Origin of the sequence: Frateuria sp. YIM B11624, from assembly GCF_049727805.1 — a bacterium.
In the GTDB taxonomy this organism is placed as follows: domain Bacteria; phylum Pseudomonadota; class Gammaproteobacteria; order Xanthomonadales; family Rhodanobacteraceae; genus Frateuria_A.
This window is the reverse complement of sequence record NZ_JBCNYA010000044.1, coordinates 15,792-27,192: the sequence shown is the minus strand read 5'-3', so window position 1 is coordinate 27,192 and position 11,401 is coordinate 15,792. Positions and strand designations below refer to the sequence as shown.

22 protein-coding genes and 1 pseudogene are annotated in these 11,401 nt (G+C 64.8%); all 23 read left to right on the top strand.

Going from position 1 to position 11,401, the window contains the following annotated elements:
* A pseudogene (tuf, locus tag AAIL17_RS17145) lies at positions 1 to 126 on the top strand (elongation factor Tu); the annotation flags it as partial.
* Between the two features lie 393 nt (positions 127 to 519).
* Positions 520 to 831 carry a 30S ribosomal protein S10 gene (gene rpsJ, locus AAIL17_RS17140; RefSeq protein ID WP_014402136.1) on the top strand — a complete coding sequence of 104 codons (312 nt, stop codon included), beginning with the start codon at positions 520 to 522 and terminating at the stop codon, positions 829 to 831.
* Positions 832 to 851: 20 nt separating this feature from the next.
* The gene (gene rplC / locus AAIL17_RS17135) at positions 852 to 1,493 is read left to right on the top strand and encodes a 50S ribosomal protein L3 (RefSeq protein ID WP_424684048.1); all 642 of its coding nucleotides are present in this window, start codon (positions 852 to 854) and stop codon (positions 1,491 to 1,493) included.
* A gap of 11 nt (positions 1,494 to 1,504) precedes the next feature.
* Positions 1,505 to 2,107, top strand: coding sequence for a 50S ribosomal protein L4 (gene rplD, locus AAIL17_RS17130; RefSeq protein WP_424684047.1), 603 nt, complete (start codon positions 1,505 to 1,507; stop codon positions 2,105 to 2,107).
* Positions 2,104 to 2,397: a 50S ribosomal protein L23 gene (gene rplW, locus AAIL17_RS17125; RefSeq protein WP_424684046.1), complete on the top strand. Its 294-nt coding sequence runs from the start codon at positions 2,104 to 2,106 to the stop codon at positions 2,395 to 2,397. Before rplD ends, rplW begins: the two co-directional genes overlap by 4 nt.
* A gap of 20 nt (positions 2,398 to 2,417) precedes the next feature.
* A complete protein-coding gene (gene rplB, locus AAIL17_RS17120) occupies positions 2,418 to 3,239 on the top strand; it encodes a 50S ribosomal protein L2 (protein WP_424684045.1) in 822 nt (273 codons plus the stop codon).
* 12 nt (positions 3,240 to 3,251) lie between these two features.
* A complete protein-coding gene (gene rpsS, locus AAIL17_RS17115; RefSeq protein ID WP_056001708.1) occupies positions 3,252 to 3,524 on the top strand; it encodes a 30S ribosomal protein S19 in 273 nt (90 codons plus the stop codon).
* 1 nt (position 3,525) lies between these two features.
* Positions 3,526 to 3,861, top strand: a complete 336-nt coding sequence (rplV, locus tag AAIL17_RS17110; protein WP_181300981.1) for a 50S ribosomal protein L22 — start codon at positions 3,526 to 3,528, stop codon at positions 3,859 to 3,861.
* A 14-nt stretch (positions 3,862 to 3,875) separates the two neighbouring features.
* A complete protein-coding gene (rpsC, locus tag AAIL17_RS17105) occupies positions 3,876 to 4,625 on the top strand; it encodes a 30S ribosomal protein S3 (RefSeq protein ID WP_231350962.1) in 750 nt (249 codons plus the stop codon).
* Positions 4,626 to 4,636: 11 nt separating this feature from the next.
* The gene (rplP, locus tag AAIL17_RS17100) at positions 4,637 to 5,050 is read left to right on the top strand and encodes a 50S ribosomal protein L16 (RefSeq protein WP_091340510.1); all 414 of its coding nucleotides are present in this window, start codon (positions 4,637 to 4,639) and stop codon (positions 5,048 to 5,050) included.
* Positions 5,050 to 5,235, top strand: coding sequence for a 50S ribosomal protein L29 (gene rpmC / locus AAIL17_RS17095; RefSeq protein WP_091340512.1), 186 nt, complete (start codon positions 5,050 to 5,052; stop codon positions 5,233 to 5,235). The genes rplP and rpmC overlap by 1 nt, the downstream gene beginning before the upstream one ends.
* Positions 5,236 to 5,247: 12 nt before the next feature.
* Positions 5,248 to 5,523 (top strand): 30S ribosomal protein S17, encoded by a 276-nt coding sequence (rpsQ, locus tag AAIL17_RS17090; RefSeq protein WP_424684044.1) that lies wholly within the window; start codon positions 5,248 to 5,250, stop codon positions 5,521 to 5,523.
* A gap of 13 nt (positions 5,524 to 5,536) precedes the next feature.
* Positions 5,537 to 5,905, top strand: coding sequence for a 50S ribosomal protein L14 (gene rplN / locus AAIL17_RS17085; RefSeq protein ID WP_014402147.1), 369 nt, complete (start codon positions 5,537 to 5,539; stop codon positions 5,903 to 5,905).
* Positions 5,906 to 5,920: 15 nt separating this feature from the next.
* On the top strand, positions 5,921 to 6,235 hold the full coding sequence (gene rplX / locus AAIL17_RS17080; RefSeq protein WP_424684043.1) for a 50S ribosomal protein L24: 315 nt from the start codon (positions 5,921 to 5,923) through the stop codon (positions 6,233 to 6,235).
* 12 nt (positions 6,236 to 6,247) lie between these two features.
* The gene (gene rplE, locus AAIL17_RS17075) at positions 6,248 to 6,787 is read left to right on the top strand and encodes a 50S ribosomal protein L5 (RefSeq protein WP_091340520.1); all 540 of its coding nucleotides are present in this window, start codon (positions 6,248 to 6,250) and stop codon (positions 6,785 to 6,787) included.
* Between the two features lie 31 nt (positions 6,788 to 6,818).
* Positions 6,819 to 7,124: a 30S ribosomal protein S14 gene (gene rpsN / locus AAIL17_RS17070; protein ID WP_091340522.1), complete on the top strand. Its 306-nt coding sequence runs from the start codon at positions 6,819 to 6,821 to the stop codon at positions 7,122 to 7,124.
* A 209-nt stretch (positions 7,125 to 7,333) separates the two neighbouring features.
* Positions 7,334 to 7,729 (top strand): 30S ribosomal protein S8, encoded by a 396-nt coding sequence (rpsH, locus tag AAIL17_RS17065; RefSeq protein ID WP_091340525.1) that lies wholly within the window; start codon positions 7,334 to 7,336, stop codon positions 7,727 to 7,729.
* A 9-nt stretch (positions 7,730 to 7,738) separates the two neighbouring features.
* Positions 7,739 to 8,266, top strand: a complete 528-nt coding sequence (rplF, locus tag AAIL17_RS17060; RefSeq protein WP_424684042.1) for a 50S ribosomal protein L6 — start codon at positions 7,739 to 7,741, stop codon at positions 8,264 to 8,266.
* 110 nt (positions 8,267 to 8,376) lie between these two features.
* Positions 8,377 to 8,730 (top strand): 50S ribosomal protein L18, encoded by a 354-nt coding sequence (rplR, locus tag AAIL17_RS17055; protein ID WP_424684041.1) that lies wholly within the window; start codon positions 8,377 to 8,379, stop codon positions 8,728 to 8,730.
* A 101-nt stretch (positions 8,731 to 8,831) separates the two neighbouring features.
* Complete coding sequence (gene rpsE, locus AAIL17_RS17050; protein ID WP_327477221.1) at positions 8,832 to 9,341, top strand: 30S ribosomal protein S5; 510 nt, start codon at positions 8,832 to 8,834, stop codon at positions 9,339 to 9,341.
* On the top strand, positions 9,334 to 9,531 hold the full coding sequence (gene rpmD / locus AAIL17_RS17045; protein WP_209619607.1) for a 50S ribosomal protein L30: 198 nt from the start codon (positions 9,334 to 9,336) through the stop codon (positions 9,529 to 9,531). Before rpsE ends, rpmD begins: the two co-directional genes overlap by 8 nt.
* On the top strand, positions 9,531 to 9,968 hold the full coding sequence (gene rplO, locus AAIL17_RS17040) for a 50S ribosomal protein L15 (RefSeq protein WP_175483825.1): 438 nt from the start codon (positions 9,531 to 9,533) through the stop codon (positions 9,966 to 9,968). Before rpmD ends, rplO begins: the two co-directional genes overlap by 1 nt.
* A 4-nt stretch (positions 9,969 to 9,972) precedes the next feature.
* Positions 9,973 to 11,298 (top strand): preprotein translocase subunit SecY, encoded by a 1,326-nt coding sequence (gene secY, locus AAIL17_RS17035; RefSeq protein WP_424684040.1) that lies wholly within the window; start codon positions 9,973 to 9,975, stop codon positions 11,296 to 11,298.
* The last annotated feature ends 103 nt before the right edge of the window (positions 11,299 to 11,401 follow it).

The following is an 11,401-nucleotide window of genomic DNA, read 5'->3' as shown; positions in this document are numbered from 1 at the left end:
GGCGACAACATCAAGATGACGGTGGAGCTGATCCACCCGATCGCGATGGACGAGGGCCTGCGCTTCGCCATCCGCGAAGGCGGCCGCACCGTCGGCGCCGGCGTGGTGGCCAAGGTCATCAAGTAAGACCACGAGTGGCGGCCTCCCGGAGGCCGCCACTTTTGCATCGGCATCGGCCATGGGCTGGCGCCGGACGCAAAGTCGCTGCTATACTTGGCAGCTTGTTGACGGCCCCGGTGTTGTATGGGGCCGATACCGCGAAATGAGGCGCAGGACGTGCTTCGAGTTCGCTGGCCGGGAGGGCCCTCGCAACGAACACCCAGGTCGCAGAAGACATTCTGTTGACCTATGTCTGTTGCGCGACTTATAATTTTCCGTCTAGGCGAGCCGTTTGTGCTCGCCTAGCTTTTTCGCCCGATGCGCCAAGGCGTGTCGGGAAGCTTCAAAAAGGGTTGTGCGGGGCGGTGAGAAGCCACCTCGAGACAAGCATCTGTTCTTTCGATAACAGGACACGGTTTTATGGCGAACCAGAAGATTCGCATCCGCCTCAAGGCGTTCGATCATCGCCTGATCGACCGCTCGGCCAGCGAGATCGTCGAGACGGCCAAGCGCACCGGCGCTACGGTGCTCGGCCCCATCCCGCTCCCGACCAAGATCGAGCGCTACACCATCCTGGTCTCGCCGCACGTCGACAAGGACGCGCGCGACCAGTACGAAACGCGCACCCACAAGCGTGTGCTCGACATCGTCGACCCCAACGACAAGACCGTGGACGCGCTCATGAAGCTTGACCTCGCCGCTGGCGTGGACGTCCAGATCAAGCTCGGCTGAGCGATAGACAGGATACGAAGATGAGTATCGGACTGGTTGGCCGCAAGTGCGGCATGAGCCGGCTCTTCACTGAAGACGGACGCTCGATTCCGGTGACGCTGATTGAAGCGACCCCGAACCGCGTCACCCAGCTGAAGACCGAAGACAACGATGGTTACACCGCGATCCAGGTCACTGCGGGCGTCAAGCGCGCCTCGCTGCTGACCCAGCCGGTGAAGGGCCACTACGCCAAGGCGAAGGTCGAGCCGGGTCGTGGCCTGTGGGAGTTCCGCGTGTCGGCCGAGGACCTCGGCAAGTACAGCGTCGGCGCCGAGATCAAGGCGGACGAGATCTTCTCGGCCGGCCAGATCGTCGACGTCGCAGGCGTCTCGAAGGGCAAGGGCTTCCAGGGCACCATCAAGCGCCACAACTTCTCGATGGGCGATGCGACGCACGGTAACTCGCTGTCGCACCGCGCGCCGGGTTCGATCGGCCAGCGCCAGACGCCGGGCCGCGTGTTCCCGGGCAAGAAGATGGCCGGCCACATGGGTGCGGTGAACCGCACGCAGCAGGGTCTGGAAGTGGTCAAGGTCGACGCCGAGCGTCACCTGATCGCGGTCAAGGGCGCGGTGCCGGGTGCAACCGGTGGCGACGTCGTGATCCGCCCGACCACCAAGGGTTGAGGAGAGACGCCATGGAACTGAATGTCATTGGCGCCAAGCCGCTCAGCGTGTCCGACGAAGTGTTCGGCGCCGAGCTCAAGCAGGCCCTGATCCACCAGGTGGTGGTTGCGTACCAGGCCGGCGGTCGCGCCGGTACCAAGGCGCAGCTGTCGCGCGGTGAGATGTCGGGTACCACCAAGAAGTTCAAGAAGCAGAAGGGCGGCGGCGCCCGTCACGGCGACTATCGCGCCCCGATCTTCGTCGGCGGCGGTGTCACCTTCGCGGCCAAGCCCCGCAGCTTCGAGCAGAAGGTCAACCGCAAGGCCTACCGCGTCGCGATCCGCTCGATCCTGTCCGAGCTGAACCGCCAGGGCCGCCTGAAGGTCGTCGACGGCTTCGGCATCGAGGAAGCCAAGACCAAGGCGATGGTCGCCAAGCTGGCCGAGCTGCAGGTTTCCGGTCGCGTGCTGCTGGTCTCCGAGGATGCCAACGAGGCGCTGTTCCTGGCCGCGCGCAACATCCCGTACCTGCACGTGGTCGACGTGATGGCGCTCAATCCCGTCAGCCTGGTCGGCTCCGACTACGTCGTGCTGACCGCCGAGGCGGTGAAGAAGATCGAGGAGTGGCTCGCATGAGCAACGAACGCATTCTCAACACGCTGCGTGCGCCGCACATCTCCGAGAAGTCCGCGCGCCTGGCCGAGAACAACCAGTACGTATTCGTGGTCGCCCCCGAGGCGACCAAGGCCGACGTCCGCGCGGCGGTGGAGCAGATGTTCGACGTCAAGGTCGAGCAGGTGAACCTCGTCAACGCCAAGGGCAAGGTCAAGTCCTTCCGTTTCCGCGCTGGCAACCGCCAGGGCAAGCGCAAGGCCTATGTCCGCCTCGCCGATGGCCAGACCATCGACGTGTCGGCCAAGGCCTGAGCTCAAGGAGTTGAATTGAGATGGCACTGATCACTCACAAGCCGACCTCGCCGGGCCGCCGCGACTCCGTCAGCGTCCGCACCGAAGGCCTGCACAAGGGCGCGCCGTACGCGCCGCTGACCGAATCGCAGTCCAAGACGGGTGGCCGCAACCACTACGGTCGCATCACCACGCGTCACCGCGGTGGTGGCCACAAGCAGGCCTACCGCATCATCGACTTCAAGCGCGACAAGGAAGGCATTGCCGCCAAGGTCGAGCGCATCGAGTACGACCCGAACCGCACCGCGCACATCGCGCTCTTGTGCTACGCCGATGGCGAGCGCCGCTACATCATCGCTCCGAAGGGCGTGGTGGTGGGCGATCGCCTGGTGTCCGGTTCCGATGCGCCGATCAAGGCCGGCAACAGCCTGCCGCTGCGCAACATCCCGGTCGGTTCGACCATCCACTGTATCGAGATGAAGGCGGGCAAGGGCGCGCAGATCGCCCGCAGCGCCGGCGCCTCCGTGCAGCTGGTCGCCCGCGAGTCCGGTTACGCCACGCTGCGTCTGCGCTCCGGCGAGATGCGCCGCGTGCCGGTCGATTGCCGCGCCACCATCGGCGAAGTCGGCAATTCCGAGCACAGCCTGAAGAAGCTGGGCAAGGCCGGCGCCAACCGCTGGAAGGGCATCCGCCCGACCGTGCGCGGCGTGGTGATGAACCCGGTCGACCATCCGCACGGCGGTGGTGAAGGCCGTACCTCCGGCGGCCGTCATCCGGTCAGCCCGTGGGGCACGCCGACCAAGGGCTACAAGACCCGAAACAACAAGCGCACGCAGCAGTTCATCGTGCGTCGTCGCAAGTAACAGGAAACGATCATGCCGCGCTCCCTAAAGAAAGGTCCGTTCATCGACCTGCACCTCGCAAAGAAGGTGGAAGCCGCCGTTTCCGCCAACAACAAGCGTCCGATCAAGACCTGGTCGCGCCGCTCGATGATCCTGCCCGAAATGGTGGGCCTGACCATCGCCATCCACAACGGTCGCCAGCACGTGCCGGTGCTCGTCAACGAGAACATGGTCGGGCACAAGCTCGGCGAGTTCGCGGTGACCCGCACCTTCAAGGGCCACGGCGGCGACAAGAAGGGCAAGTAAGATGAGCACCGAAGCCAAAGCGATCCTGCGCAGCGCCCGCATCTCGGCGCAGAAGGCACGCCTGGTGGCTGACCTGGTCCGCGGCATGCCCGTCGGCCGCGCCAGCGACGTGCTCCAGTTCACCAACAAGAAGGCCGCCCACCTTGTCCGCAAGGTGCTGCTCTCGGCCGTCGCCAACGCCGAGAACAACTTGGGCGCCGACGTCGACGAGCTGAAGGTCTCGCGCATCTTCGTGGACGAAGGTCCGGCGATGAAGCGCATGTATGCCCGCGCCAAGGGTCGCGGTTCGCGCATCCTGAAGCGCACCAGCCACATCACCGTGGTCGTCGGCGAGTAAGAGGACAGAAGACGATGGGTCATAAAGTTCATCCCACCGGTATCCGCCTCGGCATCGCCAAGGACTGGAATTCGAAGTGGTACGCCAACAAGGGCGAGTATGCCCAGTACCTCGCGGCTGACCTTAAGGTCCGCGAGATGCTGCGCAAGAAGCTGGCGCAGGCCGGCATCTCCAAGATCCAGATCGAGCGTCCGGCCAAGACCGCCCGCGTGACGATCCACACCGCCCGCCCGGGCGTGGTGATCGGCAAGAAGGGCGAGGACATCGAGAAGCTGCGCAAGGAAGTCAGCGACATGATGGGCGTTCCGGCGCACATCAACGTCAACGAAGTGCGCAAGCCCGAGCTCGACGCGCAGCTGGTGGCCGAGTCGATCGCCCAGCAGCTTGAGCGTCGCATCATGTTCCGCCGCGCCATGAAGCGTGCGGTCGGCAACGCGATGCGCCTGGGCGCCCTGGGTATCAAGATCAACGTGTCCGGCCGTCTGAACGGCGCCGAGATCGCCCGCTCCGAGTGGAGCCGCGAGGGCCGCGTGCCGCTGCACACCCTGCGTGCCGACATCGACTACGGTTTTGCCGAGGCGAAGACCACCTACGGCATCATCGGCATCAAGGTGTGGGTCTACAAGGGCGAGATCTTCGATCTGGCGGCCGCGTCGGCCGAGTCGAAGGACGAGCAGTCGCAGCCGCGCCGCGAAGGTGGCGAGGGTCGTCGTGAATCGCGTCGCGAGGGCGGTGAAGGCCGCCGCGAGCGGACGGCGAAGTAAGGAGAGTTGCCATGTTGCAACCGAAGCGAACCAAATACCGCAAGCAGTTCAAGGGCCGCAACGATGGCCTGGCCCAGTGCTCGAACCTCGTCAGCTTTGGCGAGTACGGCCTGAAGGCGACCACCCACGGCGCGCTGACCGCGCGCCAGATCGAGGCGGCCCGTCGTTGCATCACCCGTTTCGTCAAGCGTGGCGGCAAGCTGTGGATCCGCGTGTTCCCGGACAAGCCGATCACCAAGAAGCCCATCGAAGTGCGTATGGGCGCCGGCAAGGGCGGCGTCGAGTTCTGGGTCGCCCCGATCCAGCCGGGCCGCATGCTCTATGAAATCGAGGGTATCGACGAGGCAACGGCACGCGAGGCGTTCCGCCTGGCCGCCGCCAAGCTCTCGGTGCAGACCCAATTCGTGACCCGGGCGGTGATGTGATGGCCACCAACGATCTGAACACCAAGTCGGCCGACGAGCTGAAGCAGCACCTGCTGGACCTGCGCAAGGAGCAGTTCAACCTGCGCATGCAGAAGGGCACCGGCCAGCTCAGCCAGCCGCATCAGCTGCGCCGCGTCCGGCGCGACATCGCCCGCACGAAGTTCGTGCTCGGCACGAAGAAGTAAGGGACCGCCGACATGAGCGACAACCAGAACACCGCTGCCAAGAGCGGGGCGCGCACCCTCGAGGGTCGCGTCATCAGCAACAAGATGAACAAGACGGTCACCGTCCTGATCGAGCGCCAGGTGCAGCACGGCCTGCTGGGCAAGATCATCCGCCGGTCGACCAAGCTGCACGCGCAGGACGACATCGGTGCGAACGAGGGCGACCTGGTGCGCATCGCCGAGTGCCGTCCGCTGTCCAAGACCAAGCATCACCGCGTGGTCGAAATCGTCACGCGCGCGGCCGTCTGAGGAGGGTGCAGACATGATCCAGATGCAGAGCACGCTTTCCGCGGCCGACAACAGCGGCGCCAAGGAACTGATGTGCATCAAGGTGCTCGGCGGCTCGCACCGCCGTTACGCCGCGATCGGTGACGTGATCAAGGTCACCGTGAAGGATGCGATTCCGCGCGGCAAGGTGAAGAAGGGCGAGGTCTACAACGCCGTGGTGGTGCGTACCGCCAAGGGCGTGCGCCGCCCCGATGGCTCGCTGATCCGTTTCGACGGCAATGCAGCGGTGCTCCTCAACAACAAGCTCGAGCCGATCGGCACCCGCATCTTCGGGCCGGTCACGCGCGAGCTGCGCGGCGAGAAGTTCATGAAGATCGTCTCCCTCGCGCCCGAAGTGCTTTGAGCGGAGATTAGAACCATGAACCGTATCCGCAAGGGTGATCAGGTCCTCGTGATCGCCGGCAAGAACAAGGGCCAGCGCGGCGACGTGCTGCGCGTGGACGGCGACCGCGTGTTCGTCTCCAACGTGAACATCGTCAAGCGCCACACCAAGCCGAATCCGCAGGCCAACCAGGCCGGCGGCATCGTCGAGCGCGAGGCCTCGATCCACATCTCCAATGTGCAGCCGTTCAACCATGCCACCGGCAAGGGCGAGCGCGTGGGTACCAAGACGCTCGAGGATGGGCGCAAGGTCCGCGTGTTCCGCTCCAGTGGCGAACAGCTGGACGTGTAAGGAACAAATGTCATGACGCGCCTTGAAAGCTTTTACAAAGAACAGGTCGTTCCGAAGCTCACCGAGCGTTTCGGCTACGAGAACGTGATGCAGGTTCCGCGCATCACCAAGATCACCCTGAACATGGGTGTGGGCGAGGCTGCCGGCAACAAGAAGATCCTCGAGAATGCCGTCGCCGACATGACCAAGATCGCCGGTCAGAAGCCGATCACGACCAAGGCGCGCGTGTCCGTGGCCTCGTTCAAGATCCGCGACGGCTGGCCGATCGGCTGCAAGGTCACCCTGCGCCGCGCCAACATGTGGGAGTTCCTGGATCGCCTGATCAACATCTCGCTGCCGCGTACCCGCGACTTCCGCGGCGTGTCCGGTCGCGCCTTCGATGGCCGTGGCAACTACAACTTCGGCATCAAGGAACAGATCATCTTCCCGGAAATCGACTTCGACGCGATCGACGCGATGCGTGGCATGGATATCTCCATCACCACCACCGCCAAGACCGACGAAGAAGCGAAGGCGCTGCTGGAAGCGTTCAGCTTCCCGTTCCGCAACTGATCGCGCCGAACTTAAGAGCGAGAGAAACGCAATGGCAAAGACCTCGATGGTCAACCGCGACATCAAGCGGACCAAGCTCGTCAAGAAGTACGCCGCCAAGCGCGCCGAACTGAAGGCGATCGTGCTGAACCCGAACGCCTCGTACGACGAGAAGATGGACGCCCAGTCCAAGCTGCAGAAGCTGCCGCGCGACGCCAGCCCGGTGCGCCAGCGCAATCGCTGCGAGCTGTCCGGTCGTCCGCGTGGTGTCTATCGCAAGTTCGGCCTGGGCCGCAACAAGCTGCGCGAAGCGACCATGCGCGGCGACGTGCCGGGCCTGCGCAAGGCTAGCTGGTAAGTCTCCAGGTGACGGGCGCTTCGGTGTCCGTCGCTTCGCAGGCGGCCTGATGGCCGCCCGGTGCATAAATCGCGCCGACGTTCGCTAAAAGTGGAAATAGCTGCTATAGTCGTCGGTCTGCGCAACGCAGGCTGGCTGCTTTTTGTCAGCTCACAATCTGATTGATTTCCGGTTTTATCGGATATCGGTGCACTCTGAAGGATGTTTTCATGAGCATGACTGATCCCATCGCCGATCTGTTTACGCGCATCCGCAATGCCCAGCTCACGGGCAAGCAGGCCGTAAGCATGCCGTCGTCGAAGCTGAAGTTGGCGATCGCCAACCTCCTCAAGAACGAGGGCTACATCCTCGACGCCAAGACTTCCGATGCGGAAGGCAAGCCGGTGCTCGAGATCAAGCTCAAGTATTTCGAAGGCCGCCCGGCCATCGAGGCTATTTCCCGTGTTTCCCGCTCCGGCCTGCGCGTCTACCGCGGCAAGGACGAGCTGCCGAAGGTGCTCGGCGGCATGGGTATCTCGATCATCTCGACTTCCGCCGGTCTGATGACCGATGCGCAGGCCCGCGCCAAGGGCCTGGGCGGCGAAGTCATCGGCCAAGTGGCGTAAGGAGTTCCCATGTCCCGCGTTGCCAAGAAACCGATCAACCTGCCCAAGGGCGTGGAACTGAAGTCCGACGCCAGCGGCATCTCCGTCAAGGGCCCGAAGGGCACGCTGTCGGTGCATGCACTGCCGGGCGTTTCCGTGGCCGTGAATGACGGCGTTGCCAACATCGCCCTCGCCGACGGCGCCGACGACAAGTTCGGCGGTACCGCGCGTGCGCTGCTGGCCAACATGATCAAGGGCGTGTCCGAGGGCTACGAGCGCAAGCTCGAGCTGGTCGGCGTGGGTTACCGCGCCTCGATGGCCGGCAAGGCGCTGAACCTGAGCCTGGGCTTCTCGCACCCGGTCGTGTTCAACGCGCCGGAGGGCATCACGCTGGAGACGCCGTCGCAGACCGAGATCCTGATCAAGGGCTCGGACAAGCAGCGCGTCGGCGAGGTTGCCGCCAAGATCCGCGCGTTCCGTCCGCCGGAGCCCTACAAGGGCAAGGGCGTGCGCTATGCCGGCGAGAAGATCACCCTGAAGGAAGCCAAGAAGGCGTAAGTGGGTTGATACGCAGTCCCTGCGTGTGGAAGCGGCCATTCATGGCCGCACTCTTCAGAAGAGCAGGGTAGTCACTCACACAAGCCGATCCGCTTTCGAGGAACAGACAGATGAACAAGAACGAATCCCGCCTGCGCCGCGCCAAGTCCACGCGCGCCCACATCCGCAAGCTCGCCGTGGCGCGCCTGTCGGTGCACCGCACCGGCCAGCACCTGTACGCGCAGGTGTTCGACGCCTCCGGCGACAAGGTGGTGGCGGCCGCTTCCACCGTGCAGAAGTCGGTGGCCGAGGGCCTGAAGGGCACCAAGAACCTGGCCGCCGCTGCGGCGGTGGGCAAGGCGGTCGCCGAGCGTGCGCTCGCCGCCGGCATCGAGTCGGTCGCCTTCGACCGCTCCGGTTTCCGCTACCACGGTCGCATCAAGGCACTCGCAGATGCGGCGCGCGAAGCCGGCCTGAAGTTCTGATGGAACCGGGAGCCCAGGTTCCCGGTCCTTAGCAAGCACAACAACAAGCGGCCAAGCCGCAAGCAAAAGTCCCGGATGGTCCGGGCACACGGAATCGAACAATGTCTTCTACCGATCGCGAAAATTCCGACGGCCTGCTCGAAAAGCTGATCGCCGTCAACCGCGTGGCCAAGACCGTCAAGGGCGGCCGCCAGATGAGCTTCACCGCGCTGACCGTCGTCGGCGACGGCGAGGGCAAGGTCGGCTTCGGCTATGGCAAGGCGCGTGAAGTGCCGGTCGCCATCTCCAAGGCCATGGACCGCGCCCGTCGCAACATGGTGAGCATCGACCTGAACAACGGCACCCTGTGGTACGCCATCAAGGCCAACCACGGTGCGGCTCGCGTGTTCATGCAGCCGGCTTCCGAAGGTACCGGCGTGATCGCCGGCGGTGCCATGCGCGCCGTGCTCGAAGTGGTCGGCGTCAAGAACGTGCTGGCCAAGGCGGTCGGTTCGCGCAACCCGATCAACCTGGTGCGCGCCACCATCAAGGGTCTGCAGGCGATCGCCTCGCCGAAGCGCATCGCCGCCAAGCGTGGCAAGACCGTGGAAGAGGTGATGGGCAATGGCTAAGAACAACGACACCGCCGCCACCGTGCGCGTGCGCCTGGTCAAGGGCCTGCGCGGCGTGCAGGGGCGTCACCGCCTGAGCGTCAAGGCGCTGGGCCTGAACAAGCTCAACGACGTCCGTGAACTGAAGGACAGCCCGCAGGTGCGTGGCCTGATCAACACGGTCTACTACCTGGTCCGGGTCGAGGAGTAATCATCATGCGTCTCAACGACATCAAGCCGGCTGCCGGTGCGCGCAAGACGCGCCTGCGCGTCGGTCGCGGTATCGGCTCGGGCCTGGGCAAGACTGCCGGCCGCGGCCACAAGGGTCAGCACGCCCGCGCCGGCGGCACCCACAAGTTCGGCTTCGAAGGCGGCCAGATGCCGCTACAGCGTCGCCTGCCCAAGGTCGGCTTCCGCTCCAAGAAGAAGGCCGAGAGCCAGGAAGTCTTCCTGTACCAGCTCGCTAACCTGAAGGCCGACGTGATCGATCCGATCGCGCTGCACCAGGCCGGCCTGGTGGACAGCAAGGCGAAGAAGATCAAGGTCGTCGCCAAGGGCGAAATCGGCCGTGCGGTCAAGCTCTCCGGCGTGCTCGCCACGGCCGGTGCCAAGGCGGCCATCGAGGCTGCCGGCGGCAGCGTGGAGTAAGACGGTGGCGCAAGCCCAGGGCAATGCGCTCGGCGCGCTCGGCAAGCTGACGGAACTCCGCCAGCGCATCTTCTTCGTGATCGGTGCGCTGGTCGTCTTCCGCCTCGGCTCGTTCATTCCGGTGCCGGGCGTCAACCCGGAAGCCATGACGCGCCTGATCCAGGGCGGTGGCGGCCTGCTGAACATGTTCAACATGTTCTCCGGCGGCTCGCTGCAGCGCTTCTCGGTGTTCGCGCTCGGCGTGGTGCCGTACATCTCCGCCTCGATCGTGGTGCAGATGATGGGTTCGGTGGTGCCGAGCCTGCAGCAGCTGCGCAAGGAAGGCGAGGCCGGTCGTCGCACGATGACCATGTACACCCGCTTCGGCACGGTGGGCCTGTCCGCGTTCCAGGCATTCGGCATCGCCGCGGCGCTGCAGACGCAGACGGCCGCGGGTGGAGCGCCGGTGGTGTACACCCCGGGCTTCGGCTTCATCCTGGCGTCGGTGGTCGGCCTCACCGCCGGTTCGATGTTCCTGATGTGGCTTGGCGAGCAGATCACCGAGCGTGGCATCGGCAACGGCATTTCGCTGCTGATCTTCGCCGGCATCGTGGCGGGCCTGCCCGGCGCGGTGTCCAGCACCCTGGGGATGGCCAGCAACGGCGAACTGTCGGTGCTGCGCCTGATCATGGTGGTGGGCCTGGTGTTGGCGGTCACGGCGTTCGTGGTGTTCATGGAGCGCGCCCAGCGGCGCATCACCGTGAACTACGCGCGTCGCTCCGGTGGCCAGCGGGCGTACATGAACCAGACCTCGCACCTGCCGCTGAAGATCAACATGTCGGGCGTGATTCCGCCGATCTTCGCTTCGAGTCTGCTGATGTTCCCGGCCACCGCGGTGAGCTGGTTCGGCGCCGGTCACCAGTCGCGCTGGCTGCAGGGTCTGACCCAGGCGATCGCCCCGGGCCAGCCGCTGTACGAGATCATCTACGCAGTGCTGGTGATCGTGTTCGCCTTCTTCTACACGGCGATCGTCTTCAACTCGCAGGAAACGGCCGACAACCTCAAGCGGTCGGGTGCGCTGATCCCGGGCATCCGTCCGGGCCGGGCGACCGGCGAGTACATCGACGGCGTGATGACCAGGCTGACCGGCGTGGGCGCGATCTACCTGGTGCTGGTGTGCCTGGTGCCGACGTTCATGCAGAACTACTGGCACGTGCCGTTCTACTTCGGCGGCACCTCGCTGCTGATCATCGTGGTGGTGGTGATGGACTTTACCGCCCAGGTGCAGGCGCATCTGGTCAGCCACCAGTACGAAAGTCTGCTCAAGAAGGCCAACCTCCGCCGCAACTAGTGGCTGCTGGGGCGAACGGGGTTGGTCACGTTGGAAGGCAGGCGGCACGGTGCCGCGGGGCTTTCCTGTTAGGGTAATTCAGGTTAAAATTGCGCGTTTACCG

What these genes read in the sequence shown, in the direction of transcription:
- rpmD (WP_209619607.1), top strand. Translation starts at nt 9,334, where the DNA reads ATGGCTAAGAACAACGACACCGCCGCCACCGTGCGCGTGCGCCTGGTC.
- rpmC (WP_091340512.1), top strand. Translation starts at nt 5,050, where the DNA reads ATGGCCACCAACGATCTGAACACCAAGTCGGCCGACGAGCTGAAGCAG.
- rplB (WP_424684045.1), top strand. Translation starts at nt 2,418, where the DNA reads ATGGCACTGATCACTCACAAGCCGACCTCGCCGGGCCGCCGCGACTCC.
- rplE (WP_091340520.1), top strand. Translation starts at nt 6,248, where the DNA reads ATGACGCGCCTTGAAAGCTTTTACAAAGAACAGGTCGTTCCGAAGCTC.
- rpsH (WP_091340525.1), top strand. Translation starts at nt 7,334, where the DNA reads ATGAGCATGACTGATCCCATCGCCGATCTGTTTACGCGCATCCGCAAT.
- rplW (WP_424684046.1), top strand. Translation starts at nt 2,104, where the DNA reads ATGAGCAACGAACGCATTCTCAACACGCTGCGTGCGCCGCACATCTCC.
- rplC (WP_424684048.1), top strand. Translation starts at nt 852, where the DNA reads ATGAGTATCGGACTGGTTGGCCGCAAGTGCGGCATGAGCCGGCTCTTC.
- rpsE (WP_327477221.1), top strand. Translation starts at nt 8,832, where the DNA reads ATGTCTTCTACCGATCGCGAAAATTCCGACGGCCTGCTCGAAAAGCTG.
- rpsS (WP_056001708.1), top strand. Translation starts at nt 3,252, where the DNA reads ATGCCGCGCTCCCTAAAGAAAGGTCCGTTCATCGACCTGCACCTCGCA.
- rpsJ (WP_014402136.1), top strand. Translation starts at nt 520, where the DNA reads ATGGCGAACCAGAAGATTCGCATCCGCCTCAAGGCGTTCGATCATCGC.
- rpsC (WP_231350962.1), top strand. Translation starts at nt 3,876, where the DNA reads ATGGGTCATAAAGTTCATCCCACCGGTATCCGCCTCGGCATCGCCAAG.
- rplF (WP_424684042.1), top strand. Translation starts at nt 7,739, where the DNA reads ATGTCCCGCGTTGCCAAGAAACCGATCAACCTGCCCAAGGGCGTGGAA.
- rpsQ (WP_424684044.1), top strand. Translation starts at nt 5,248, where the DNA reads ATGAGCGACAACCAGAACACCGCTGCCAAGAGCGGGGCGCGCACCCTC.
- rplX (WP_424684043.1), top strand. Translation starts at nt 5,921, where the DNA reads ATGAACCGTATCCGCAAGGGTGATCAGGTCCTCGTGATCGCCGGCAAG.
- rplP (WP_091340510.1), top strand. Translation starts at nt 4,637, where the DNA reads ATGTTGCAACCGAAGCGAACCAAATACCGCAAGCAGTTCAAGGGCCGC.
- rplN (WP_014402147.1), top strand. Translation starts at nt 5,537, where the DNA reads ATGATCCAGATGCAGAGCACGCTTTCCGCGGCCGACAACAGCGGCGCC.
- rplV (WP_181300981.1), top strand. Translation starts at nt 3,526, where the DNA reads ATGAGCACCGAAGCCAAAGCGATCCTGCGCAGCGCCCGCATCTCGGCG.
- rplD (WP_424684047.1), top strand. Translation starts at nt 1,505, where the DNA reads ATGGAACTGAATGTCATTGGCGCCAAGCCGCTCAGCGTGTCCGACGAA.
- rpsN (WP_091340522.1), top strand. Translation starts at nt 6,819, where the DNA reads ATGGCAAAGACCTCGATGGTCAACCGCGACATCAAGCGGACCAAGCTC.
- rplR (WP_424684041.1), top strand. Translation starts at nt 8,377, where the DNA reads ATGAACAAGAACGAATCCCGCCTGCGCCGCGCCAAGTCCACGCGCGCC.